This is a genomic window from Dehalococcoidia bacterium, assembly GCA_040902535.1.
Classification (GTDB): domain Bacteria; phylum Chloroflexota; class Dehalococcoidia; order DSTF01; family JACRBR01; genus JBBDXD01.
On sequence record JBBDXD010000019.1, the window covers coordinates 40,628 to 64,128 of the forward strand.

Annotated in this window: 22 protein-coding genes; 4 read left to right on the forward strand and 18 right to left on the reverse strand. The window is 66.4% G+C overall.

Translation table 11 applies throughout. The annotated features are described in order from the left end of the window. Window positions 1-187: 187 nt before the first annotated feature. The 3 genes from recR to dnaX all read right to left on the reverse strand — a co-directional run bounded on the left by recR (window position 188) and on the right by dnaX (window position 2,988). Window positions 188-799: a recombination mediator RecR gene (gene recR / locus WEB52_09825; GenBank protein MEX2226733.1), complete on the reverse strand. Its 612-nt coding sequence runs from the start codon at window positions 797-799 to the stop codon at window positions 188-190. A gap of 73 nt (window positions 800-872) precedes the next feature. Continuing rightward, window positions 873-1,196 (reverse strand): YbaB/EbfC family nucleoid-associated protein, encoded by a 324-nt coding sequence (locus tag WEB52_09830; GenBank protein MEX2226734.1) that lies wholly within the window; start codon window positions 1,194-1,196, stop codon window positions 873-875. 13 nt (window positions 1,197-1,209) lie between these two features. Then, a complete protein-coding gene (gene dnaX, locus WEB52_09835) occupies window positions 1,210-2,988 on the reverse strand; it encodes a DNA polymerase III subunit gamma/tau (GenBank protein ID MEX2226735.1) in 1,779 nt (592 codons plus the stop codon). A gap of 537 nt (window positions 2,989-3,525) precedes the next feature. On the opposite strand from dnaX, the gene WEB52_09840 reads away from it, so the two are divergent. Further along, entirely contained in the window at window positions 3,526-5,337 is a 1,812-nt protein-coding gene (locus WEB52_09840) for a sensor histidine kinase (GenBank protein ID MEX2226736.1), read from the forward strand. Window positions 5,338-5,586: 249 nt separating this feature from the next. On the opposite strand, the gene WEB52_09845 is transcribed toward WEB52_09840, so the two are convergent. The 4 genes from WEB52_09845 to WEB52_09860 form a co-directional block, all read right to left on the reverse strand. Next, window positions 5,587-6,957 (reverse strand): glutamine synthetase family protein, encoded by a 1,371-nt coding sequence (locus WEB52_09845; GenBank protein MEX2226737.1) that lies wholly within the window; start codon window positions 6,955-6,957, stop codon window positions 5,587-5,589. A 203-nt stretch (window positions 6,958-7,160) separates the two neighbouring features. Next, the gene (locus tag WEB52_09850; GenBank protein ID MEX2226738.1) at window positions 7,161-8,183 is read right to left on the reverse strand and encodes an NYN domain-containing protein; all 1,023 of its coding nucleotides are present in this window, start codon (window positions 8,181-8,183) and stop codon (window positions 7,161-7,163) included. Window positions 8,184-8,186: 3 nt separating this feature from the next. After that, window positions 8,187-9,239: an Mrp/NBP35 family ATP-binding protein gene (locus WEB52_09855; protein MEX2226739.1), complete on the reverse strand. Its 1,053-nt coding sequence runs from the start codon at window positions 9,237-9,239 to the stop codon at window positions 8,187-8,189. Further along, window positions 9,236-9,895, reverse strand: a complete 660-nt coding sequence (locus WEB52_09860; GenBank protein ID MEX2226740.1) for a hypothetical protein — start codon at window positions 9,893-9,895, stop codon at window positions 9,236-9,238. The genes WEB52_09855 and WEB52_09860 overlap by 4 nt, the downstream gene beginning before the upstream one ends. Before the next feature lie 202 nt (window positions 9,896-10,097). Between WEB52_09860 and WEB52_09865 the strand changes: the two genes are divergently transcribed. Next, complete coding sequence (locus WEB52_09865) at window positions 10,098-10,331, forward strand: hypothetical protein (GenBank protein ID MEX2226741.1); 234 nt, start codon at window positions 10,098-10,100, stop codon at window positions 10,329-10,331. Between the two features lie 118 nt (window positions 10,332-10,449). Here the strand turns inward: WEB52_09865 and WEB52_09870 are convergent, their stop codons facing one another. The 10 genes from WEB52_09870 to WEB52_09915 form a co-directional block, all read right to left on the reverse strand. Next, a complete protein-coding gene (locus WEB52_09870; GenBank protein MEX2226742.1) occupies window positions 10,450-11,106 on the reverse strand; it encodes a hypothetical protein in 657 nt (218 codons plus the stop codon). Between the two features lie 158 nt (window positions 11,107-11,264). Then, window positions 11,265-11,570, reverse strand: coding sequence for a putative quinol monooxygenase (locus WEB52_09875; GenBank protein ID MEX2226743.1), 306 nt, complete (start codon window positions 11,568-11,570; stop codon window positions 11,265-11,267). A 358-nt stretch (window positions 11,571-11,928) separates the two neighbouring features. Further along, complete coding sequence (locus tag WEB52_09880) at window positions 11,929-13,119, reverse strand: aminotransferase class I/II-fold pyridoxal phosphate-dependent enzyme (protein MEX2226744.1); 1,191 nt, start codon at window positions 13,117-13,119, stop codon at window positions 11,929-11,931. Window positions 13,120-13,131: 12 nt separating this feature from the next. After that, window positions 13,132-13,452: a hypothetical protein gene (locus WEB52_09885; GenBank protein MEX2226745.1), complete on the reverse strand. Its 321-nt coding sequence runs from the start codon at window positions 13,450-13,452 to the stop codon at window positions 13,132-13,134. Beyond that, entirely contained in the window at window positions 13,449-13,985 is a 537-nt protein-coding gene (locus tag WEB52_09890; GenBank protein ID MEX2226746.1) for a dihydrofolate reductase family protein, read from the reverse strand. The genes WEB52_09885 and WEB52_09890 overlap by 4 nt, the downstream gene beginning before the upstream one ends. A 67-nt stretch (window positions 13,986-14,052) precedes the next feature. Further along, complete coding sequence (locus WEB52_09895) at window positions 14,053-14,352, reverse strand: hypothetical protein (GenBank protein MEX2226747.1); 300 nt, start codon at window positions 14,350-14,352, stop codon at window positions 14,053-14,055. Window positions 14,353-14,425: 73 nt separating this feature from the next. Then, window positions 14,426-14,974 carry a hypothetical protein gene (locus WEB52_09900; GenBank protein MEX2226748.1) on the reverse strand — a complete coding sequence of 183 codons (549 nt, stop codon included), beginning with the start codon at window positions 14,972-14,974 and terminating at the stop codon, window positions 14,426-14,428. A gap of 150 nt (window positions 14,975-15,124) precedes the next feature. After that, entirely contained in the window at window positions 15,125-16,585 is a 1,461-nt protein-coding gene (gene gatA, locus WEB52_09905; GenBank protein MEX2226749.1) for an Asp-tRNA(Asn)/Glu-tRNA(Gln) amidotransferase subunit GatA, read from the reverse strand. Continuing rightward, on the reverse strand, window positions 16,585-16,872 hold the full coding sequence (gatC, locus tag WEB52_09910) for an Asp-tRNA(Asn)/Glu-tRNA(Gln) amidotransferase subunit GatC (protein MEX2226750.1): 288 nt from the start codon (window positions 16,870-16,872) through the stop codon (window positions 16,585-16,587). Before gatC ends, gatA begins: the two co-directional genes overlap by 1 nt. A 122-nt stretch (window positions 16,873-16,994) precedes the next feature. Beyond that, entirely contained in the window at window positions 16,995-17,549 is a 555-nt protein-coding gene (locus WEB52_09915) for a hypothetical protein (protein ID MEX2226751.1), read from the reverse strand. A gap of 256 nt (window positions 17,550-17,805) precedes the next feature. Between WEB52_09915 and WEB52_09920 the strand changes: the two genes are divergently transcribed. Together WEB52_09920 and WEB52_09925 are read left to right on the forward strand one after the other, a co-directional pair. Beyond that, entirely contained in the window at window positions 17,806-18,555 is a 750-nt protein-coding gene (locus tag WEB52_09920) for a class I SAM-dependent methyltransferase (GenBank protein MEX2226752.1), read from the forward strand. Between the two features lie 3 nt (window positions 18,556-18,558). Continuing rightward, window positions 18,559-21,399: a transglycosylase domain-containing protein gene (locus tag WEB52_09925; GenBank protein ID MEX2226753.1), complete on the forward strand. Its 2,841-nt coding sequence runs from the start codon at window positions 18,559-18,561 to the stop codon at window positions 21,397-21,399. Window positions 21,400-21,453: 54 nt separating this feature from the next. Here the strand turns inward: WEB52_09925 and WEB52_09930 are convergent, their stop codons facing one another. Beyond that, the gene (locus WEB52_09930) at window positions 21,454-23,463 is read right to left on the reverse strand and encodes a hypothetical protein (protein MEX2226754.1); all 2,010 of its coding nucleotides are present in this window, start codon (window positions 23,461-23,463) and stop codon (window positions 21,454-21,456) included. Window positions 23,464-23,501 lie beyond the last annotated feature (38 nt).

Consider the following 23,501-nt stretch of genomic DNA (forward strand, 5'->3'; position numbering starts at 1 on the left):
CAGCTAAGGCGGCAACTCGCCACACCCCACCCCCCTGTGCGCGGGAACATCCGCGCGCGGACGCAGCTAAGGCTACGTCCCTACGATCGGGTCGATCGCGACGATGGCGTGGGACAACGACTTGCTGGAGCTACGTCCCTACTATCGCGTTCGATCGCGGAGACCGCGTGGGGAATGACTTGCGCGATCAGACGTCCTGGCGGTTTTCGATCGCGCGCGAGAGCGTGACGTCATCGGCGTACTCGAGGTCGCTGCCCATCGGCAGGCCGCGCGCGAGCCGCGTCACGCGGACGCCGAGCGGCGTCAGCAAGCGGCTCACGTACATCGATGTCGCTTCGCCTTCCAGGTTGGGGTTCGTCGCCATGATCACTTCGTGCACGGAGCCGCCTCGAATGCGCGCCAGCAACTCGTTGATCTTGAGATCGTCGGGGCCAATGCCGTCCATCGGGGAGATGACGCCGTGCAGGACGTGGTAGCGCCCGTGAAAACCCCGCGTGCGCTCGACGGCGAGAATATCGAGCGGCTCCTCGACGACGCAGATGACCGAGCGGTCGCGGCTGTCGTCGCGGCAGACGGAGCAGGGGTCCTCTTCGGTGACGTTCTGACACGTCGAGCAGAGGACCGTGCGCTCCTTCAGGTCGATGACGGCCTGGGCCAGCGCGAGCGCTTCGTCCGGCGGGATGCGCAGGAGATGGTACGTGAGGCGCTGTGCGCTCTTGGGGCCGATGCCCGGGAGCTTGTGGAACTCTTCGATGAGCTTGGCGACGGGTGCGGGTGCGGCGGTGAGCGGTTCGTTCATCGGATGCGGCCGGTTCCGGCGCTCCGATGCGCGGGTGGCGCATGTGGCAGGCCGGTCGCGACGCCGTCTCTTCCTAGGGCTGCAAACCCGGTACGCCGCCGATGCCGAGGCTCCCCGCGAGTCCGGCAAGCTGCGACATCTGCATCGACTGCACCTTCGCGAGCACCTCGTTGAGCGCCGCCGTCAGCATGTCCTCTAGCATCTCCGGGTCATCGGGATCGATCACTTCCTTATCGATGTGGAGCGAATCGATCTTCATGCCGCCGGTCACGGTGACCTTCACCATGCCGCCACCGGCCGAGCCTTCGGCTTTCTGCTCGGCCAGATCCGACTGCGCCTTCACCAGGCGCTCCTGCATCTGCGCGAGCTTCGCCATCATGTCGCGGTTCATGGCCATGGGCCGGGGCTCCCTACTCGTCCGTCACGATCTTTGCGCCGTGGTTCTGCACGGCGTGCTGCACCAGCGGGCTCTTCGATACCGGCTTCGCGGACTTCTCGACAATGATACATCGCAGCGTCACCGGCGCGCCGAGCAACTCCGACGCGATCGCTTCGTATTGCTTGCGGTTCGCCGCCTGTTCGACTTCCTTCTTGTGATGCGCATCCTGGTAGAAGCCGAGCGTAAGCACGCCGTCCTCGAACGACACCGCGTGGCACGAACCGTTGAGCAGCGCGTCGAGCTTCACCGTGCGCTTGCGGGCTTCCGGCCGCAACTGCGCATCGACGAACGAAGCGAGATCGATGCTGCCGTTCGACGTCTTGCCATTCGCAGCCGCGGGCGCGGCGGCGTGCGTCGTCGGAGCCGCAGGTTCGACGGGCTCGTCCGCCGCCTCCGGGATCACCGGCGAGGTGCTGCCAACCATCTTCGCGATGTCTTCGGGCGAAGCGCCCGTGATGTTGTCCTTGCGCAGGTCGGCCGGCACACGGTCGGCGGCGGGCTTCGTCGCGGGCGCTGGTGGCGTCGGGCGCGCGGGCGCGGGACGCGCGTTTGCCTGCGGGCGGTTCGAGAACTCCGGCACCCGCGTCGGTGGCGGCTGCCGCTGCGCCTGTGGGCGCGCCGCCGGCTCCGGCGCCGAGCGCACCGATACGTCGGGCGCCACGGTCGATTCGGCGAGCGCGATCTCGAGCGGCAGCGGCGACAGCGGGTCCTGTCGCAGATCCGCCTGGCTGAGCAGCTTCAATACTTGCACGATCTTGTCGCGCGACACGTTCTCGACGCTCGCGCGCGCGTCCTGCACCTGCTCGGGCGTCAGCAGGCCGCCTGCCTCAGCGCCCGCTTGCACGAGCAGCAGTTCGCGGAGGCGCAAGAGCACTTCCTTCTGGAACTGGATCAGGTTGCGCCCATCGTCGCGCACGGCGTTGACGATCTGGAGCGCGCGCGCCAGGTCGCCCTTCACCGCCGCGAGCGCGACATCGCTCGAACGTTCGTCGGCGACGAGACCGAGGCCTTCGCGCACCGCTTCGAGCGACGCGTCGGCGCCGTAGGAGTCGCAGATCTGTTCGAGCAGGTTGATCGCGTCCCGCAGGCTGCCGGTCGCGGCGCGCGCGATCAGCTCGAGCGCCTCGCGCGGGATGTGCAGGTCTTCCTGCTGCGCGATGTACTCCAGCCGGTCGGTCGTCGCCGACAGGGGGATGCGTTTGAAGTCGTGCCGCTGGCAGCGCGATACGATCGTCGCCGGCACCTTGTGCGCGTCCGTCGTCGCCATGATGAAGACGATGTGCGGCGGCGGCTCTTCCAGCGTCTTCAGAAGCGCGTTGAACGCCGGGTCGGTGAGCATGTGCACCTCGTCGATGAGGTAGACCTTGTGCGCCAGCGCGCCGCCGGTCGGCGCGTAGCCGATCTTGTCGCGGAGCTGGCGGATCTCTTCGACGCCGCGGTTGCTGGCGCCGTCCATCTCGACCAGGTCCAGCGCGCGTCCCTCGTCGTACGCCACGCACGATGCGCAGGCGTTGCACGGCTCGCCGGGGCTTTTCTTCTGGTCGACGGCGTTCTTCTCGCAGTTGATCGCCTTCGCGAGCAGCCTGCCGACAGTCGTCTTGCCGGTGCCGCGCGGCCCGGAGAACAGGTAGGCGTGCGACACCTTGTGCGATGTCAACGCGTTGATCAGCGTGCGCGTGACGATCTCCTGACCGGAGACGTCGGCAAAGCGCTGCGGGCGCCATTTTCGATAGAGAACTTCGGTCGGCATGCGGGCTCCGAAATGCGGTCAACCGATGGGGTACGGGCAGTATAAGTCAGCCCGCCGCGAGGTGGAACGCCTGTGCGAAAACCCGCCATAACGTGCGATCGGGAACGATGTGCGACGGGCGGCGCCGTTCGTTACTTGGGACGGCGAGGGCACTGGCTGGAGTCGTCGAACTCGCCGGTGGCCTGCACGAGGCCGCAGGCCGAGCAGATGCGGCCGAGGGCGATGGCCGTCCAGCGGTGCGGGTTGGCAGGGAGCTTCCTCGGCGGCTTGGGGTCAGCGGGCACCGGGCGTCCTCTCGGGTAAGCGGGTGACGTCAAGTACAGGATTGCGATTTCATCGCAGTATCGCAAGTAGACATTGCGATTCCGTTTCACGGCCATCCAGGTTGAATCCGCGGTTCCACGAGGCAAATCGTGCCTGCAATGCAGCCGAATGCTCTCCGATGTTGCTGTGATGGTTTTGAGATGGTGTCGAGGGCGATGATCCCGCAAGATGCGGCGTAACGCTCTTTTGATAGGCGGTGCTGGATCGGCAGGTATGACCCTTCCCACACCCTTGCGCAGCATCCGGGCGCGCCTCGCCGTCATCATCGTGCTGGCGATGACGGCGCTCGTCGGATTCTTGGTCTACCAGGCGGTGCAGGACCGCTCGGACGAAAAGGTTCGCGCGCACGATGATCTTCAGCGTCTCGCGGTGTTCGCGGCGCACGCGGAGCGCGAACGCTTCGAAGCGACGGAACGGCTGCTGAAGCTCGTGACGGCGGCCGAGGCCCTGCGCAACGTCGCGCAGGATCCCACCAACCAGGAATACTTCGATGGCTGCACGCGGTCGCTGTTCATCATCGACCAGTTGTTGCCGGGCACGCGCTCGTCGCTGTACGACACCTCCGGCAACGTGCTGTGCTCCAGCCGCGCCGCTGAGCGCGGCGAATTCAGCGCCGCCGATAGCCCCTGGTTCACGACAGCCGTCGAGCGGCAGGACTTCGCCACCGGTGGCTTCGAGTTTCATCCTCAGACGGGCGAGCCGGGACTGACGTTCGGCCTTCCGCTGCAGGATGCAACCAGGACAAACGTCGTTGCCTACCTCTCGTCGCAACTCGAGGTGAGCGAGACGGCGGAACTGCTCGAAGGCAACAACCTTCCGAACAGCGGCCGGCTCTCGGTGGTCGATGCGAACGGCATCGTCATCAACTCCTCGGGGTTCCCACCCGGCGAGGCGCTGCCGTGGTTCCCGGCGGCGTTCGGCAATCTGTCTACCTACCTGGATGCGGAAGTACTGGAAGGTCAAGGCCGCACAGGCGCCGGCGTCCGCATCACGGATGGAGGCGACGCGCTGGTCGCGGTCGTTGTTTCCGGCGATACGGACGCCCTGGTGACGCCGCTGTTCGAATCGTTGAGGAACGACCTGCTGCCGGTGGCGATCGTCACGCTGTTGACCCTCATCGCTGTATGGATGCTCAGCCACCAGTGGATCGTGCGCCCCGTCGGCTCGCTGGTCCGCGCGAGCGATCGGCTGGCCGCCGGCGAACTGGGCGCGCGCGCGGAAGTCGTCGGAGGCGTGAGCGAATTCCAGCGACTGGCGGCGGCGTTCAACGAGATGGCCGATACCCGCGAGCGCGCCAGCGAGGCGAAAGACGAATTCCTCGGCCTCGTGTCCCATGAGTTGAAGACGCCGATCACGACGACGCTGGGCAACGCGGAGATCCTGCGCTATCGCGGCGAGCAGCTCGACCCGGAGTTGCGCCAGACAGCGCTCGACGACATCCACGAGAGCGCGCTGCGTCTTGCATCGCTCATCGACAACTTGCTGGTGCTGGCGCGGCTCGAGCGCGGCGTCGCGCTGGAGACCGAGCCGCTGGCGTTGATGCGCATGGCGCAGGAAACCAGCGACCAGCTATTGCGAAGCCATCCAGACCGGCACGTCGTCGTGCGCGGCGAGAGCAAGGTCCTCGCGCTCGGCGGCGAGACGTACGTCGAACAGGTGGTGCAAAACCTCATCGCCAACGCGGTCAAGTACAGCCCGCACGATGAACCCGTCGAGGTGGTCGTCGAGGACGACGGCGGCATGGCGGTCGTGCGCGTGCTCGACCGCGGCCCCGGCATCGAGGAGGCAGAGCGAGAGGCGATCTTCGAGCCGTTCTACCGGTCCGAGCGCACGGCGGCGGCGGCGGAAGGTATCGGCATCGGCCTGTCCGTATGCCGCAGACTGATCGAAGCCATGGGCGGCACGATCTGGTATTCGGAACGGCCCGACCGCGGCGGCGAGTTCGCGTTCAGCCTGCCGCTCGTCCCGGTGGAAGAGAACCTGCGCGTCCTTGACGACGAGCAGCTCAAGGTCGTCACTGCGTGACGGACGAGTCGTAAGTGTTCAGTGTTGTAAGTTTTAAGTAGGACGTCGGGGCGGTCACACCACCACGCGTAGCAACCCGAAGCGCACGCTCCGAAAGCGGAAAGTAGGGACGTAGCTTTAGCTGTGTCCGCGCGCGGATACTCCCGCGCGCACGGGCGGGGGCGACGTGCCTCGATTGCCCGACTTCACTTAAGACTTACAACTGAAAACTGACAACTAACTGCAGACTTACAACTGACAACTCGCCCCTCACACCTGCTCGAAGTAGCGGCGGCGCTCCCATTCGGTGACGGCGCGGCTTCCCTTGTCCACCTCCCACCGCCGCATGGCGACGTAGTGGTCGACGAAGGCGTCGCCGAAGCAGTCGCGCGCCAGGCTGCTCGCTTCGAAGAGCGCTATCGCCTCGCCGAGCGTGGCGGGCAGCGGCGTAAGGCCTTCTGACTTGTACACGTCGGACTGCATCGGCGGCGGCGGCGCCAGGTTGCGCTCGATGCCGGACAGGCCGCCGGCGATGCACGCGGCGAACCCCAGGTACGCGCAGACGTCGGCGCCCGGCGTGCGGTTTTCGACGCGCATGCCGGTCGCGTTCGGCGCGATCGCACGGATCGCCGCCGTGCGGTTCTCGATGCCCCACGTCGCTGCCGTCGGCGCCCAACTGCCCGCGACGTAGCGCTTGTACGAATTGATGTTCGGCGCGTAGAGCGCCATCAACTCCGGCAGAGTTTCGAGCAGTCCGGCGGCAAACGACGACATCACCGGCGCGATGTGGTGCTCCGCCGCACCGTCCCAGAACGCGTTCGCGCCGTCGCGCCAGAGACTGACGTGCAGGTGGCCGCTGCATCCGTCCATGTCGTCGGCGTACTTGGCCATGAATGTCGGAGTACAGCCTGACTGCGCGAGGATCTCCTTCGCGCCGGACTTGAAGAGCATGCCGCGGTCCGCCGCTTCGAGCGCCGGCGCGTACCGCATATTCATCTCGTACATGCCTTCTCCGTGCTCGCGGTTATAACCTTCGATCTCGATGCCGTACGCGTCCATGTAGCGCCGCACCGCGCCGACGACCGGCTCGTCGATGCTGGCGTGGCTGATCGAGTAGCAGTTGAGGCCGGGATTGAGCGGGCTGATGCCCTGCGGCGCAGGGGCGTAGTCCTTCTCGCGCAGGGACTGCTGGTCCTCGCGGAAGATGCGGAACTCGTACTCGGCCGCCATCTCGGCGCTGTAGCCGAGTTGCGCGGCGCGGTCGACCATACGGCGCAGGACGGCGCGCGGCGACTGCTGCACGACGTCGCCGTGCTCGTCGTAGACGTCGCAGATGACGGCTGCGGTCGCCGGCTCCCACGGCACGATGCGGAACGTCGCGAGGTCGGGGCACAGCAGCACGTCGGCGAAGCCCGTATCGGCGCTGCCGAGCGCGAGCTTGCGGCCCGTGATCACCTCTTCGGCGATGTCCCAGCCGAAGATCACGTCGCACTGCGCGAAGCCGGGGCCGTCGCAGCCGGCGAGGAACTGCTTGGTGGAGACGCGCTTGCCGCGGTAGACGCCATCCATGTCGGGTGTACCGATCTTCACGGTCTCGACGCCGTGGTCGCGGATCAGGCGAGCGATGTCATCGCGGGTCATGGTGGGGAGCATGATATACGGTTCGTCAGTTGTCAGTTGTCAGTCGTCGGTCGTCAGTCGTCAGTGGAGACGGGGCCGCCGACTCTTCGAGCCACGCCGCAGCCGCAGCGCAGGTGGAGAACAGCCGCCCTCGGCTGTTGCGCGGCGCAGCCGCGAATCCGCGACCACTTACAACTGATTACTGACCACTGAAGACTAAAAACCTACTTCTGCGCCTTGAAGGCCTCGAGTTCGGCGCCGATGTCAACGTACTTGTCGGCGACGGCTTTCAGTTCCGCCGATGCGGTCTCGCTGAAGGCGGCGACCTCGACGCGGACGCCGCGGCTCGCGATCAGCTCGACGAGGCGCCGGAAGTCGCCATCGCCCGACATCAGCACCACGACGTCGAGGCGGTCCGACATCGTCAGGATGTCGATCGCCAGTTCGATGTCGAAGTTCGCTTTCATCGAACCGTCGGCGAAGCGCTTCAGCGGCTTCGTGACAATGCGATAGGGGTGCCCCATGAAGTGGTGCACAAAGCGCTGCTGCTCGAGCTTCGCCTGCGGGTCGTCGGTGATCGGCGCGTAGGCGCTCGCGCGTACGAGTTGGCGGTCGCGCGTGAAATAGTCCAGCACACGGCCGAAGTCGAGCGTGACGTTGCGGCGCTCCGCCGCGTAAATCACGTTCGGGACATCGACGAACAGCGCGACGCGCGGATGCGACGTCATTGCCGGGCGGTGCGCCACCTGGCCCTGCAGGTCGCCGACGGTCTGTTGCAGGTTGCGGATCGCGGCGGTGACGTCTTTCGCGAAGGCCTCGAGCGTCGACACTTGGCGGGCGATCAGGATTTCGAGCGTCGCCGGCTCGGCGAGCGCGTCTGCCTCTTCGACGTCGACGCCGTCTACTTTGGCGCCGGGCTTCTTGCGGCCGCGGCCGCCGCGCGTGCCACGGCGGCGCTTCGTGGGGGCCGCGCCGTTGGCGTCGGAATCTGCGTCCTCGGACTCAGAGCTTGCTTGCGAGGAGGCCTTCGGCGCCGGGACATCCAGCGGCAGCGATGCTGCTTCGGCGGCCCAGTCGCGCCGTGGCGGGCGCGCGGGTGCGCGTCGCGTGCGGGTGCGCGGTGTTTTTTCGGTAGTCGTGGCGGGTTCCTTTTCGATTTTGGGGGGCGCCGGGGGCGCCTCGTCCGCGGTCTTGGACTTCCGCGTATCGCGGATCGTCTTGCGCGGCCTGTTGAAGAATTTGACCAATGCTTATGCCCCTGCGGCGTACTCTAGCACACTGCACCGCGCCGCCACTTGCTTCGCGACGGCGAGGAATGCCTGCGCCTGCAGGCTCTCCGGCGCGGCGTGTACGATGGGCTCACCCTCATCCGAGGCCTTGCGCGTCGCCGGGTCGATCGGCAGTTCGCCGAGGAACTCCAGCCCGAGATCTTCGGCGGCCGAGCGGGCGCCGCCGTGACCGAAGATCTCCGTGCGCTCGCCGCAGTGCGGGCAGGCGAAGTAGCTCATGTTCTCGATGATGCCGAAGATTGGCACGTTCAGCTTGTCGAACATCGACACGGCCTTCGCGGCGTCTTCCAGCGCGACGTCTTGCGGCGTGCTGACGACGACGACGCCGGAGATCGGCGCTTCCTGCGCCATGCTCATCGAAGCGTCGCTGGTGCCCGGCGGCAGGTCGATCAGCAGGTAGTCCAACTCGCCCCAGTCGATGTCGTGCAGCAACTGGCGCACCGCCGTCCCGATCATCGGGCCGCGCCAGACGACGGGCGTGCCGCGCGGCAGCACGAAGCCGATCGAGCAGACCTTCACGCCGTAGCGCTCTTCGACGCGCAGTCCGCCGGCCTCGACCTGCGCGCCCTGGCCGATGCCCATCATCGTCGGGATGTTCGGGCCCGTGATGTCGGCGTCCATCAGTCCGACGCGCGCGCCGAGGCGCGCCATCGCCACGGCGAGATTCGCCGCCACCGTCGACTTTCCGACGCCGCCCTTGTTGCTGGCGACGGCGATGATGTTGCGCACGCCTTCGATCGGGTGCTGGCCGCCGGGGCGGTGCTGCGCGACGTTCGCCTCCATCGTGACGTTCGCCTCGCGCACGCCGGGAAGTTGCAGCAGCAGTTCGCGCGCCTCGGTCTCCATCTTGTCGCGCACCGGGCACGCCGGCGTCGTGAGGACGATGCGCACGCTGACGGTGTCGCCATCGATGTCGGGCTTCTGCACGAACCCGAGCGAGACGATGTCACGGTGCAGGTCCGGGTCTTCGATCTGGCTGAGCGCGCGCAGGACGTCCTGTTCTGTGATGCTCATGCGTTACCTCTGTTCTGGGCGAGCACGCTGGCGGCGATCACGTAGCGGCAGCACATGGCGCAGCCGTCTTCCGGCCGCATTTCGAGGCGCACCTCCGCGCCGAAGACCTCCGAGAGGAAGGTCTGGTGCCACTCGCAGGGGCCGCTGCCGACGTTCTCGCGAATGATGCAGTTGAAGTCCCGAAGCTCGAATCCGTCCTCGTGCTCGTGGAACTCCGCGAAGCCCCCGTACGTCTTCAGGATAGCGACCACGCGCTCCATCTTGTCCAATCCGACGGCCGCAGCGACATCGGCGCGGTGCCGGTTGGCGAGGGCGCGGGCGGCGCGGCGGACCAGGGCGTTGCGGCGCTCCACCGGTGCCGGACCGGCGACCTCGCCGGGTTCCAGCGCTCCCGCCTCTTCGATGAGCAATGCGACGAGGCGGTCGTAGCCGTCGGAGATGCGGCGGTGACCCTCGTCGGTGAGGCGGTAGCGGAAGTGAGGGCGGCCCGTCGCGCGGCGCACCTCATCCGCCTGCACCAGGGCGTCGCGCTCGAGGGCCACCAGGTGCTGGCGGACGGTCATAGAAGCGAGGCCGATGGAGGTGGACAGATCGTCGACGGTGGCGCCGTCGGAGCGTTTTAGGAGGGTGAGGATCTCGGTTTTGGTCGAATGCATAGATAGAAATCGAACGTTTGCGCTCCCAGTATAGCTACGATTCAGCTTAGCAGGGATGGAAATGTGGCTAATTTGTAAAGGTTTTCCAGTAAAAACCGGAGGTAGCTTGACGGGGTAAAAAGTAGTGCGCCATAATAGGGCTCCAGAACCCGCTCCAGCACGTAGGGAAGGTGACGAGCGTTGGGGGATGGAAGGAGGCGCGATGAGTGACGTGGCAGTGCAGGAGACCCAGGAGACCGGTGAGGTACAGGCGGTCTGCGTCCATCGCTGGGTGATCGAGAGCCCGAACGGGGCTACCAGTCACGGCACGTGCCGGAACTGTGGCGCCGAAAAAGAGTTCCCGAACTCGGCTGAGGACTACCTCTGGGAGCGCGACGTCCCGCAATCGCGCTGGACCGGGCGCTCCGACTGGAAGCCCAGCTCAGAGGGATTCTAAGCCGCCAGCGTCACAATCGAATAGCACCGCCAGGGGCCGCGCTCGCGCGGCCCCTTTGGCTCCCCATCGGCCACCGCGCGGTTCAAGGCGCCAGCGGCCGACCGGGAAGTGGGGACGCTTAGCGGCGCGGGCGCGCGACCCTTACCAACGCGAGCGAGCCGGCACCAACCACCAGTGCGGCGGCGGCCAGTCCTAGGAATGCAATTCGGTTGATGCCCGTGTCCGTTGCACCGCCGCCCGTGCCGGGTAGGACGTCCGCCGAAACACGCGTCCCAGTGGCAACAACCATGCAGCTCTCGGCGCGAAAGTTCGCGCTGAATCCGGCGACCACGACGCCGTCGGCGTCCCGCGCCGTGATCTCGAGCGGGTCGTAGCTGATCACCAACCACCGATCCGCGACCGGGAGCGACGGAAGCGGGAGAACGAACGATGTCGCCGTTCCCGGCAGGGTCTCGTCGAGCGTGAGTTGCTCTCGCCGGACCTGCGAAACAGGTCCGCAGACGTTACTTGCGTTGATGTTGATCGCCGAGACGCGGCCGGTAATCGATATCGATGCAGCTCCCGGAACCGGGGGCCATGTGATGCCCTCGTTGGTCAGGGCGGCGTTGATTTTCGCGATAGGCGGAGGCGTAGCCACCGTGGTCGGGGTAACAGCCAGGCTGGGAGTCTCAGCCTGACCAGCTTCCAAGCGACCAGGCGCAGCGGCTTGCGCGAGTGCTATCAATATGGCCGCGAGCAAGGTAATCGAGAAGATCGCCAATAGCGGCGCCTTCATAGGTGTGATGCTCCTACTTCAAAAGATTAGGGATTGACAAACTGAATGGAACGCGGACACACCTGTTGATTCCCTCACGAGACTTGGCCCCGATAACGAGACACTGGGCAGATAATCTCGCGCCTGAACCGCCGCGGATCGGGGCAGCTAACGCCAGTTCACGAGCCCCAGGGTTCCGAGGAGGAGACATGAAAGAGCGTCGCCTCCGGTTCTGCAGCGAGAACCTCTTCGAGGAGCGCGATCGCCTTCTGGACCGTCGGCAGCGCCTCCTGACGCTCGAGTGCGGCCCGGTCCTCGAACACCTCAAAGGCAATGAACGAATCGGGGTCAGAGAGGTCGCGGCCCATGTCGAAGCTGACAACGCCGTGCAGAATCCGGCTCGCGGCGACGACTTCGCGGAAAGCCGCCATCGCTTCTTCACTCTTGTCGGGCTGACACTGCACCTTGAAACGGACGACGATCACTGCCTACCTCCAGACCTGAGCTTACCCCAGTTTCCCGGACTGCTTGCTTCTTGGCGCATCGTGCCGCACTGCTCCTGCTCGTGAGCGCAGCAATGATAGCCCAGTATCCTCAGGCTGGGGGAGCAGCCGAGGAGGAGCCAGCCCCTACTCCTGCTGAAACACCCACCGCGCTGGCCGAACCGCCGGAGCCGAGCCCAGCGAAGGTCTGCGATTCCCCGCGGCCAGACAGGATAGATCCCAACAGGTTGACGGCGGCCCAGCGCGGCCCTCTTACTACGCCTATCGAGGAATCTCAGGCAAACAAGGGCCGGACTTGCGGCGCACGCAGGGTTGGCCGCACCAATCAGTTGAACAGAGCCTACTTCGAGCTCAGCCGGTGGCGCGAGACGAAGTTCCGCATACGCTCCATGGCCTGCTCGATCTGGTCGTAGCTCTGCGCGTAGCAGATGCGCACGTGGCCGGCGCCGCCCTCCCCGAACGCCGAGCCGGGGATGACGGCGACGCGTTCTTCCATCAGCAGGCGTTCGGCGAAGGTCTCGTCGTTCATGCCGGTGCCGCCGATCTTCGGGAAGGCGTAGAAGGCGCCGTGGGGCTCGGCGCACGGCAGGCCCATGGCGTTGAGCGCGTTCACGACGAGTTTGCGGCGGCGATCGTACTCGCTGACCATGCCGCGCACGTCTTCTTCGCCGTGATTGAGCGCCTGCAGCGCCGCGAACTGTGCCGGCGTCGGCGCCGACATCATGACGTACTGGTGTACCTTCATCATCGCTTCGGTCAGTTCGTTGCGCGCGCAGGTGTACGCCAGGCGCCAGCCCGTCATGGCGTACGCCTTCGAGAAGCCGCCGAGCAGGATCGTCCGCTCACGCATGCCCGGCAACGACGAGAAGCACACGTGCTCGGTCTCGTAGACGAGGCGGTCGTAGATCTCGTCGGAGATCACGAACAGGTTGTGCCGCTCGACGATCTCGGCGATCCGCAGCATGACGTCGCGCGAGAGCACGGCGCCCGTAGGATTCGCCGGGTAGCCGATGAGCAGCGCCTTCGTGCGCGGCGTGATGCGCTGCTCCAATTCGGACGGGTGCAGCGTGAAGCCGTCGGCGGCGTGCGTCGGGACATGCGTGTACGTGCCCCCGGCGATCTGGACGCACGGCAGGTATGCGACGTAACCGGGATCGGGGCTCAGCACCTCGTCGCCGGGGTCGATGATCGCTTCCAGCGCGATGTTCAGCGCCTCGCTGACGCCGGCCGTCACGATGATCTCGGTGCCGGGGTCGTAGCGGACGCCGTACAGGCGAGAGAGGTGGCGCGAGATCGCCTGCCGCAGCGCGACGATGCCGTAGTTCGACGTGTAGTACGTCTCGCCGTCCTCGATCGACTTGATCGCTGCCCGCCGGATGTGGTCCGGCGTGACGAAGTCGGGCTGGCCGACGCCGAGTGAAATGACGCCGTCCATGCTGGCCAGGAGGTCAAAGAAGCGTCGAATGCCGGACGAGGGAATCGCCTGGACGTGCTGGGAGATGTTTCCCCGGTGGGTGACGCCTTCGTGCATGCGCTCAGGCCGTCAGGCCCGGTCCTTCCTCCTGGCGGCTCGATGTGGCGCCGGCGCAAAGGGGATGCCGGACCAGAGATCGAGTTCCGGCACATAATACAACAGCAACAGCGAACCATCCTGAAGCCGCACGCGGAAGCCGATCCGCTCCTCTTCGCGCCACGCGGCGAGCACTTCTTCGACGCTCAGGCGCTGCCCTTCGCGCAGCACCCATTCGGGGCGCTCCGGGTACGACGCGCCCGCGTAGGCGCCGACTTCGACGGCGAACGCACGCAGGCCCGCTTCTTCGCCGTTGTCGATGGGTGGAGCGCCCTGCGCGCCGCGATCCGTCATCCCTTCGGGCCGTATTTGAGCACGACGATGCCGGTGCTGAAGGTGGTCGTGTCCTTGAGTGTCAGGTGCGTGGTGTCGATCCCTTCGAACAGGCGCTGACCGCCCCCGACGGCGACGGGAAACAGCCAGAAGTGAAACTCATCTACCAGGTTGTGTTCCATCGGCGCGCGGTCGAACACGCCCGTGCCGAACTTCAGCAGATTCTTCCCCGGCCGCTCCTTGAGCGTTGCGACCTCGCCCGCCACGTCACCGCCGATGATGCTGGCATTCCACGTGGCGTCCTTCAGCGTGTTCGACGCCACGTACTTCGGCATGGCGTTCATCTTGTCCGCCATTTCGTCGCCGCTGCGCGATGGCCACGCCTGCGCAAAGACCTCGTACGTCACGCGCCCGAGCAGCAGCGCATCCGCATCGAAGAGCAGGCCGCGCGCGTAGTTCGCGTGCTCGTCGTTCCAGTACGGCGGCCCCCATTCCTGAGGTGAGCCAATCACGCCGTCGAGGGTCACGAACGTCGATTCAACCAGTTTTCGCACTTCAGGGCTCCTTCATCCGTTGCAAACACCGCGGCTGTCCTTGCATCCCCAACGCCGACAACATCCGTTACGCGTTGGCGATCGTGTATGCCCCGTCATCGATGCGCACTTCGACGATAGATCCCCGCTCGAAGTCCATGCGGTCGCGGAAGTGGTTCGCCTCGAGATGATAGTGCTGGTGCGGCGGCGGCACGCAGTCGCAATCTTCGGCGACGATGCGCGTGAGAAAGCGCGCGCCGCCGACGCTCACCGCGAATTCGCGCATGGGCGGCGGAAAGCGGTGCCAGCGGGACTTCTCGATCAGGATGCTGCCGGTGGCGGCGTCTTCCGCCGAGAGATTGCGCCGGTACGTAATCGTCGGGGCCACGCCGCAGTATAGGCGGACGCGAAGACGGACGGCCGTGATGGCCGCCCGTCTCTACGGAGGTGAGGCCTCTGCGTTACGGCTCTGCGACGAACCAGACGCCGGCGACTTCGTGGCCGTTGGTGTCCCCCGGCGCGGTATCGCTGGCGAAGTAGTACAGCGGCATGCCGTCATACGTCACCTGCGTCGTGCCGTCCGTGCGCTCGATCGTGGCGATCTCGCCGTCGACGCCTTCGCCTGCCGTCGCATCCCCATCGACGGTGAGCGCCGGCCACAATGTAGCGCAGTTGTCGTAGCAGGCGCTCTCGCCGCTGCCCGCCGTGTCGGTCGTGAACGTGTACAGCGTGAGGCCGTCCGGCCCGACGAGGATCGTGCCGAGTTCGGCATCCTCCGCCGTGGACAGCGTCTCGTCGCCGCCGGCTGCGGGCGCCGTCGCATCGTCCGCCGGCTCTGTCGGTTCGTCGGCCGGTTCCGTCGCGGTCGTGGCCGGCGTGTTCGCGGCGGGCGTGGTGCCGCCGTTGTCGTCATCATCGTCGTCGCCGCACGCCGCGGCGAAGATCGCCCCGATCGCGAGCACGGCGACGGCCAGCATGGCGATCCATCGCCAGTTGTTATGTTGTGTCATCCATTCCTCCTCGGTACTCAACCTCTGTGGTCTCTCCAACCACAAAGGTACGGCTGCTATCGCTATGTGGATGTTTCGGGATGGTAACGGCGCGTCGCCCACGGCGTGGCGCACCGCAACGCGACCTTTCAAATTCGCGTACACATTGAATTACAACGCTGGACGCTGATGCCGCCACTCCGTCGTCTGCTCGTAGGCATACGCTGCGCAGAGCACTGTCGCTTCGTCGAACGGCCTGCCGATGATCTGGAGGCCGACCGGCAGCCCATCGACGAATCCCGCCGGCACCGACACGCCCGGCAGGCCGGCGATATTTACCGGCAGCGTGAAGACGTCGTTGAGATACATGGCGTACGGGTCTGCCGTCTTCTCGCCGATCTTGAAGGCCGGCGTCGGCGTCACCGGCGCGGCGATCACGTCGTACCTTTCGAACGCGGCATCAAATTCGCGCCGGATCACGGTGCGCACCTTTTGCGCTTTCAGGTAGTACGCATCGTAGTAGCCCGACGACAGCGTGTACGTGCCGATCATAATGCGGCGTTTTACTTCGGCCCCGAAACCGAGTCCGCGTGTCTTCTCCATGTTCTCCCACATCGTCGCTCCCTGTTGATATGAGAGTCCGTACTTCACGCCGTCGTATCGGGCGAGGTTCGCCGAAGCCTCGCTCGGCGCGATGATGTAGTAAACGGCGAGCGCCGCCTCCGTGCTCGGAAGCGCCAGGTCGCGGTCGATCTCCGCGCCCTGCGCCTGCAGCGCCGCCAACGCGTCTTCGATGCGCGCGCGCACGCCGGCATCGAGCGTGTCCGGCATGTACTCCTTGGGCACGCCGACGCGCAGTCCTCGCACGCCCTTCTTGAGGTCCGCGGTAAAGTCCGGCGTCTCCACCGGCGCCGACGTGGAGTCGCACGGATCGTGGCCGCAGATCGCATTGAGCACGATCGCGCAGTCCCGCACGTCGCGCGTGAACGGGCCGATCTGGTCGAGCGAGCTCGCGAACGCGACGAGGCCGTAGCGGCTGACGCGGCCGTACGTCGGCTTCATGCCGACGACGCCGCACAGCGCGGCCGGCTGGCGGATGCTGCCGCCGGTGTCGGAGCCGAGCGCATAGATCGCTTCGCCCGCTGCGACGGCCGCCGCACTGCCGCCCGATGAGCCGCCGGGCACGCGGTCGAGGTCCCAGGGGTTGCGCGTCGGGAAGAACGCGGAGTTTTCGGTCGACGAGCCCATCGCGAACTCGTCCATGTTCGTCTTGCCGGCCATCACGGCGCCGGCGTCGAACAGGCGGCGGACGACGGTGCCGTCGTACGGCGGCACGAAGTTCTCGAGCATCTTCGAGCCGCACGTCGTCGCGACGCCCTTCGTCACCATCAGGTCCTTGATCGCGACGGGCACGCCCAGCAGCGCACTCCGTTCACCCTTCGCGAGCCGCGCGTCGGCGGCATCAGCCTGCGCCAGCGCAAACTCCGGCGTCGCGCGGATGTACGCGCGCACCTTCTCGTCTACCGTATCGATGCGGTCAAGCACGCCCTGCGTCAGTTCGCGCGAAGAGACTTCGCGCGCGGCGAGCTTCTCCGCCGACTCGTGGATCGTGAGCCAGTGCAGGTCGGGCATTACTCGAGCACCGCCCTGACGCGCAGGTAGCCGTCCTCGACGTTCGGCGCCATCTCCAGCACCTCGTCCTGCGTCAGCGACGGCCGCGAAGCGTCAGCGGCGAGCACGTTGCGCAGCGGCAGCGTGTGCGCTGTCGGCTCAACGCCGTCGGTGTCGACCGCGTTCAGCACATCGAAGTGACCGATGATCTCCGAAAGCTGGCTCGCGTACGTCTCGATCTCGTCGTCCGTGAGGTCGATGCGGGCGAGGCGCGCGATGTGCTGGACGGATGCGCGGTCGAGTTTCATCGGCGACAGCGTAGCGCATGGCCCGGATTCGGGCAGCCGCGGCAAGTTAACCAAACAGCATCGCCCGGTGTTCTATCAGCACAGCGATCCGATGCGAAAGGGACGTAACTGTCATGGGGATCTCACTCGTTGCACTCGGGTGCGCGGCGCTGCTGCTGCTGGCGGTGTCCACGGCGCACGCCGGCGAAGAGACGCCGTCTCCGCTGCCGACGATGATCCCGGTCGCGGAGGGGGAAATTCGCCTGCGCGTCGTCAACGATGCGAATGGCGATGGCCTGGCGCAGGTAGACGAAATTGGCATCAGCGGCGTCGACATCATCGGCGGCTGCAGCGACGCGCTGTCTCTCTATACCACGGGCGACGGCGGATACGTAACGGTGTCGGCGAGCGTGAGGTGCTTCAGCCTCGAGCGCGCGTTCGGCTGGTTGCCGACAACGCCGGCGCGTATCGAAGTCGACGCAGCGCAGATCGATCGAGACTTCCCTGTCTTGTTCCTGATCCACGACCTCGGGACAACCGTCATGGAACTGCACGGCGAAGTGATCGTGGATGGACTCCCGGGCGACCCCGCGGGCCTCGGCCAGCAAGCGCCGCCGTTCAGCGGCGCGGCAGGGTGCGTTGAGCGAGCGGACGATCCGTTCGCGCCGTCGGTGCTGATCGTCGTCGGCGCCGACCAACGCACGGGCTGTCCGACGGGAGGGTCGTCGTTTGGCATTGTGCTGAACGGCGAGACGATCGCGAGGAGGTTCGCATTCGCCCCCGCACACACGCTGGTGACGACCTTCGTCCTCGGCCCCGACTCGATGCGATTCTTCGCGATAGACGTCGACGCGGCGGCGGTGATCGATGCGGGCGGATATGGTGTAAAGGCACCATCTGAGGCCGCCAGGGCATCTGTTACCATAGTCTGCGGCAGGGGTACTGGAAGGATCTATGGTCAACGCGCCCGACAGGGCGGAAGTAGCCCTCGGGAACCCGAGTTTCGTGTGGCGGTTCGGTCAGGACCGCCGGCTCAATCTCATCCGCCACTACGCACCGCTCGAAAACGCGCGCATCCTGGACATCGGCTGCGGGCTCGGCGTCTACGTGCGGAAGTTCCGCGAGTTCAGCGACCGCGTCTGCGGCATCGACATCGATGCCAAGCGCCTGCGCGAAGGGGCCCGCACGACGCCGGGGCTGATGCTGGCGGTCGGCGAACACCTGCCGTTCCGTGACGGCGCCTTCGACGTCGTGGTGCTGAACGAGGTGATCGAACACGTGAACGATGACGCCGCGACGATGCGGGAGGCGCTCCGGATCCTGGGGCCCGGCGGCCGCGTCGTCGTGTACGCGCCGAACAGGCTTTACCCGTTCGAGACGCACGGCATCTATATCGGGGAGAAGTTCATTTTCGGGAACATTCCGCTGATCAACTGGCTCCCGGACCCGCTGCGCAACCGGCTGGTGCCGCACGCGCGCGCCTACACGAAGGGCGGCATTCGCAAGACGTATCGCGGCCTCGGCGCGCGCGTGCTCGCGGAGACATACGTCTATCCGGGATTCGACAACGTGATCGCGCGGAGGAAGCGCCTGGGCGGCGTGCTGCGTTCGGTGCTCTACCGCGCGGAGCGGACGCCGCTGAAGATGTTTGGGCTGTCGCACTTCGTGGTGCTGCAAAAGCACGACCAGGCGGCGGGGAGGTAGGGAGTGGCGAAGAACATCGCGACGCGGCGGCTGCTGCGGAGCAGGCTGCGGGGGCAGGACAAGGGCTCGAACCATCGCCCGAGCGCGCCGCGTTGGGCGCAGCTCTTGATCGCGGCGGCGGGCATCTTCGTCGTCATGTTCGCGATCGCCGGCGCGACGGGCTATGGCGTCTACCGGTCGTACGCGAACGACCTGGAACCGCCGGATGAGGTGATCGCGTCGCAGCCTTCGGGCGGTGCGAAAATCTACGACCGCAACGGCAAGCTGCTCTACGAGTACGTCGACGACAAGTCGGGCCTCCGCTCGCCGGTCAAGCTCGAAGACATCTCGCCCTGGATGATCGCCGCGACAATCTCGACGGAGGACTGGAGCTTCTGGGACAACCGCGGCGTCAACGAGAAGGGCCTGGCGCGCGCCGCGCTCGAGACGCTCGGCCTGCGCGATTCCGGATCCAGCAACACGACGGGCGGCTCGTCGATCACGCAGCAACTCGTCAAGAACATCTACATCCCCGTCGAAGAGCGCTACGAGCGTTCGTACGAGCGCAAGCTCAAGGAGACGATCTACGCCGTCGAGCTGACCAATCGCTACTCCAAGGACCAGATCCTGGAGTGGTACCTGAACCAGATTTCGTACGGCGGCTTGTACAACGGCGTCGAGGCCGCTTCGCTCGGTTACTTCGGCAAGCAGGCGAAGGACTTGAACCTCGCGGAGGCGGCGCTCCTGGCGGGCATTCCCGCCAGCCCCACCGAGTACGACCCGATCAACAACCCGCAGGCGGCGGTCGACCGGCGCAACCAGGTGCTTCGTCTCATGCACCGCCGCGCGGAAACGACGGAGGAGATCGACGGCCAGAACGTGACGGTCTCCGAGTTCCAGGTGAACGACGACGGTACGAAGATCACGGCCAGCGACCCGGCGTTTTATCTCTCGACGATCGCGCCGGTGAACATCGTGCCGCAGCGGTTCCCGGTGCAGGCGCCGCACTGGGTCTTCGACTACGTCGAGAAAGAGTTGATCCGGTTGTTCGGCCGCGACGCGCTGTACAGCGGCGGCCTGCGCGTCACCACGACGCTCGACCTCGACTTGCAGCAGAAGGCGCAGGTTGCGCTCGAGACGTGGATCAGCGAGTTCGAAGTCTCCGCCGACGGCCACAACGGCGCGCTCGTCGCCATGGACCCGCGCACGTCGGAGATCCTGGTGATGGTGGGGTCGCGTGACTACTTCCGCGACGACATCGAGGGGCGCAACAACAACGCGACGTCGTACAACTCACCGGGCTCGACGCTCAAGCCGTTCGCCTACGCGGGCGCCTTCGAACAGCTCGGCTGGGGCACCGAAACGCCGATCCTCGATACGCCGATCAGCTTCCAGGACGGCGACAAGGTGTTCACGCCGCGAAACCCCAACGGCGGCTTCGTCGGACAAATCAGCATTCGCAACGCGCTGGGCAACTCGCTGAACATCCCGGCGTTCAAGACGGCGCTCTACCTGGGCGTGCCGAACACCGTCGCGGCGTACAAGAAGTTCGGCCTCACCGGCCCCGCCGAAGACGGTGTGACGCCGGCGCCGCTCGATTCGCGCACGCTAGGGCCGTCGCTGACGATCGGCGGCATCGACATTCGTCTCGTCGACGTGACGTACGCCTACACCGTACTGGCGAACAACGGCGTCATGCGCGGCGTCCCGACGACGCTCAACCTGGATGACACCAACCGCAAGCTCGATCCCGTCTCGATCCTGCAGGTGACGCGCGAGATCAGCGGCGACGTGCTCTACCCGACGACGGAAGATCACCGCGTGAAGGTGCAGGAAGAGCGCGTACTCGACGCCCCGTACGCGTACATGATCAACGACATCCTCTCCGACCCGAACGCGTTCTGCATCACGTACGGCTGCGGCTCGCTCTCGATCGGGCGGCCGTGGGGTGTGAAGACCGGCACCAGCGAGCCGTTCGAAAACAGCCGCGCGATCGGCGAGACGTGGACCTACGGCTACACGCCGGAACTCGTCGCCGGCGTCTGGGCCGGCAACTCCGACAACTCGCCGATGTTCAACATCACGTCGACGTCGATCTCCTACCGGGCGCTGCGCGACTTCATGGTGGCAGCGCTGGAAGAAGTGCCGGCGAGCGACTTCACGCGGCCACCGGGGCTCAAGGAAGTCGAAGTCTGCATACCTTCGGGCATGAAGCCCGACGCCGACTGCGCGCGAAAGGTCAAGACGCTGCTGCCCGACGCGAAGGCGCCGAAGGACGATGACGACTGGTGGCGCCGCGCGAAGATCGACATCCGCGACGGCCTGCTGGCGACGGAACTGACGCCGCCGCAGTTCGTGCAGGAGCGCTTCGGGATCGTGATCCCGGACGGTCTCTCGGAGTTCGCGATGGGGCAGGCACAGGAATGGGCGCGCAGGCTCGGTGCGGGCTCCGTACCGACGCAGCGCAGCACAGGCGAAGCGCCGGTGCGGATCGTCACGCCGCGCTCCGGCGAGCGTCTCGATCAAATCGTCGAGATCACCGGGCAGGCGGCTTCGGAGGGGTTCATCGCGTATCGGCTCGAGTTCGGTCTCGGCGATCCGCCCGCCGGATGGACGCTGATCATGCGCTCGGAGACGCCGCAACCAGGTGGTGGGCTGGGGCTGTGGAACACGGCGGACCTGCCGGCGGGCGAGTACACGCTGCGCCTCGTGCTCGAAGATCGCGATCGCGGCGAACTTTCGACGTACGTCGTCGTGCGCGTCGGCAACGCCGGCGACAACGGCGGCGATGATGAAGATGACGACGATGACGATGACGACGACGACGGACCGGGGCGAGGGCCGCCGAACCTGCCACGTAACTGATGTTCCAAGGACGGCGCGTGTACACGCGCCGTTCTTGCTTTACGGTTGCCGCGACTACGGGATCGTCTGGATCTTCGACGGATCGTCGGCGTTGATATCGTAGCCGTGCTCGTCGTGTTCAAGGTTCGCGACCGCGGCCGTGAACGGCGGTTCGGCGGCCAACGCGCCGCCCGCAATCGTCGCGAGGCAACTGCCATCGGCGCCGGTGACGCATGCGCTCGTCGTCAGGGCATCCTCGGGCAGTGCGTCTTCAAGCGGCACGCCTTCCCACAGGACGATCACGCGCACGGCCGGTAACGGCGCGCCTGCGGCGTCCTGCACGCGCACGAGGAGTTGCAGCGTGCCGCCGGTGCTCGACGCGTCGGCCGACGCGACGTGCATGGCCCGGGCAAACGGCGGCAGGCCGTCGGGGGCCGGCGAGCGGCGCGCCGGCTGCAGGAAATCTTCGTAGGCGGTCATGGCGTAGAGCCACATGCCGTCGTTCGCCAGCGCCGTCTCGCCGGCGGCGAACCCGTCATCATACGCAAAGTCTGCGCGAAAGCCGTTGACGATCGTGCCGTGGCGCCGCGGGCGCAGCCATTCCCATATGGCCCACGGCCGGGCGGTGCTCACCGGCAAGCCCGTCAAGAATGAAGCCGCTTCGACCTCCGACGCACCGTCCGTCGTCCGCACGCGCTCGACGGGGACGCCGGGATTGAGGCCGGTGATCCATCCGATGCCTGCGGCCGCCATCACGCCGAGGTTCGCATCGCCGGTCATATCCGCGAGGTGCGCCGCGTCGATCGCGCGCGCCATGAACCACGTGTTGAGGAGCGCGCCGTCGTCGCCTGCGCCCGGCGGCGGCTCGGTCGCGACTTCGTCCCACTCGGCGATAGCGTTGGTGTCGAACTCCTCACTGGTAATCCCGGGCGGCACGATCGCAAACGGATTGGCCTGGAAGATCTGCATGTACTGCGCGGCGATCGCCGTGGCCGCGTTGGCCCAGAGCTGACGGTCGGGATGCGACGTCAGGTCGCGCCACATGCGGTACAGGCCTTCGACGTGCGGCAGCGAGTCGTCGCTCGGGCGCTCCATCGTGCGCAGGTCATACGTCCCGATTTGCTCGCGCAACGCCGCCGCGGCGACGTCCATGTACGTATCGATGAGGGCGTATCGGTAGAAGTCGTAGTTCACCGTCGCGCGCAGTGCGGGCGGATACGCGTCCGGTGCGTTCGCCGCCAGCCACAACTCTGCGACCAGGGAGCGCCGATGCGCGCGCTCGGCCTTCACCGGATCTTCGTTGTGGAACGCGACGGCGTATCGCGCCAGCGCGCGCATGCCCATCGCCGTGTTGTGCGGCCCGGTGATGCCGGCTCCGCGCGTCGGCGATGTGGACCGAAACTCGCCCGTCGCCGGATCCGCGAGCAACAGCAGGTAGTCGACCGAGCGTGAGATCGCGTCGCGCATCTGCCGCCGCTGCTCCTCGGTGATGACGTTGCGCCGCCGCTCGTACGCCTCGATCAGCCCGACGAGCCAGTCCGCGTGCGCGGCGGCGGAGCCCGTCTTGCCGTTGCTGTCGTAGAAGCCGTAATCGAGTTCGATCGGCGCCTCGCGCGCGGCCGCGTTCTGGATCGCGACGGCGTCGAACGTCGTGCGGAACAGCAGGAACTCGTCGACAGCGAACTCCTGCGTCGCCAGCCGCACCTCCGGGGCTTCGACGACGATCCGGTAGCGTCCGGCTTCATCGAGCGCGCTGAAGTCGACGGTCCAGATCGGGATGCCCCAGCCGGTGCCGCTGTACGCCGCGCGGCCTTCGAGCGCGACGCCGTCGCCGTCATCGACCAGGCGCCACGAGAAGGAGAGGCCCTCGCTGACCGCCGCATCGACGTCGTTCTGGCGAATCAGGACGCGCTTCGCGCCGGCGAGTTCGTAGCCGAGCGTGCTGTACAGCAGCGTGTATTGCGCGTCCGAAGTCTGGTACGACGCCGGGATCTCGAAGCTCTTGCCTTCGCTGCACGAGGCGGCGGAAAGGAGGACGGCGGCCCCGGCGAGCAGCGCCAGGCAGCGGCGGGCGAAGCAGCTCATACGATAGTGTCGGCTCCCCGTGCGGCCCGCGGCATGGC

Coding starts and splice junctions, on each gene's coding strand:
- WEB52_09880 (MEX2226744.1), bottom strand. CDS start 13,119: ATGCACGAAGGCGTCACCCACCGGGGAAACATCTCCCAGCACGTCCAG.
- WEB52_09860 (MEX2226740.1), bottom strand. CDS start 9,895: ATGCATTCGACCAAAACCGAGATCCTCACCCTCCTAAAACGCTCCGAC.
- WEB52_09930 (MEX2226754.1), bottom strand. CDS start 23,463: ATGAGCTGCTTCGCCCGCCGCTGCCTGGCGCTGCTCGCCGGGGCCGCC.
- WEB52_09840 (MEX2226736.1), top strand. CDS start 3,526: ATGACCCTTCCCACACCCTTGCGCAGCATCCGGGCGCGCCTCGCCGTC.
- WEB52_09900 (MEX2226748.1), bottom strand. CDS start 14,974: ATGACACAACATAACAACTGGCGATGGATCGCCATGCTGGCCGTCGCC.
- gatC (MEX2226750.1), bottom strand. CDS start 16,872: ATGAAACTCGACCGCGCATCCGTCCAGCACATCGCGCGCCTCGCCCGC.
- WEB52_09865 (MEX2226741.1), top strand. CDS start 10,098: ATGAGTGACGTGGCAGTGCAGGAGACCCAGGAGACCGGTGAGGTACAG.
- WEB52_09870 (MEX2226742.1), bottom strand. CDS start 11,106: ATGAAGGCGCCGCTATTGGCGATCTTCTCGATTACCTTGCTCGCGGCC.
- WEB52_09845 (MEX2226737.1), bottom strand. CDS start 6,957: ATGACCCGCGATGACATCGCTCGCCTGATCCGCGACCACGGCGTCGAG.
- dnaX (MEX2226735.1), bottom strand. CDS start 2,988: ATGCCGACCGAAGTTCTCTATCGAAAATGGCGCCCGCAGCGCTTTGCC.
- gatA (MEX2226749.1), bottom strand. CDS start 16,585: ATGCCCGACCTGCACTGGCTCACGATCCACGAGTCGGCGGAGAAGCTC.
- WEB52_09920 (MEX2226752.1), top strand. CDS start 17,806: ATGGTCAACGCGCCCGACAGGGCGGAAGTAGCCCTCGGGAACCCGAGT.
- recR (MEX2226733.1), bottom strand. CDS start 799: ATGAACGAACCGCTCACCGCCGCACCCGCACCCGTCGCCAAGCTCATC.
- WEB52_09855 (MEX2226739.1), bottom strand. CDS start 9,239: ATGAGCATCACAGAACAGGACGTCCTGCGCGCGCTCAGCCAGATCGAA.
- WEB52_09885 (MEX2226745.1), bottom strand. CDS start 13,452: ATGACGGATCGCGGCGCGCAGGGCGCTCCACCCATCGACAACGGCGAA.
- WEB52_09830 (MEX2226734.1), bottom strand. CDS start 1,196: ATGGCCATGAACCGCGACATGATGGCGAAGCTCGCGCAGATGCAGGAG.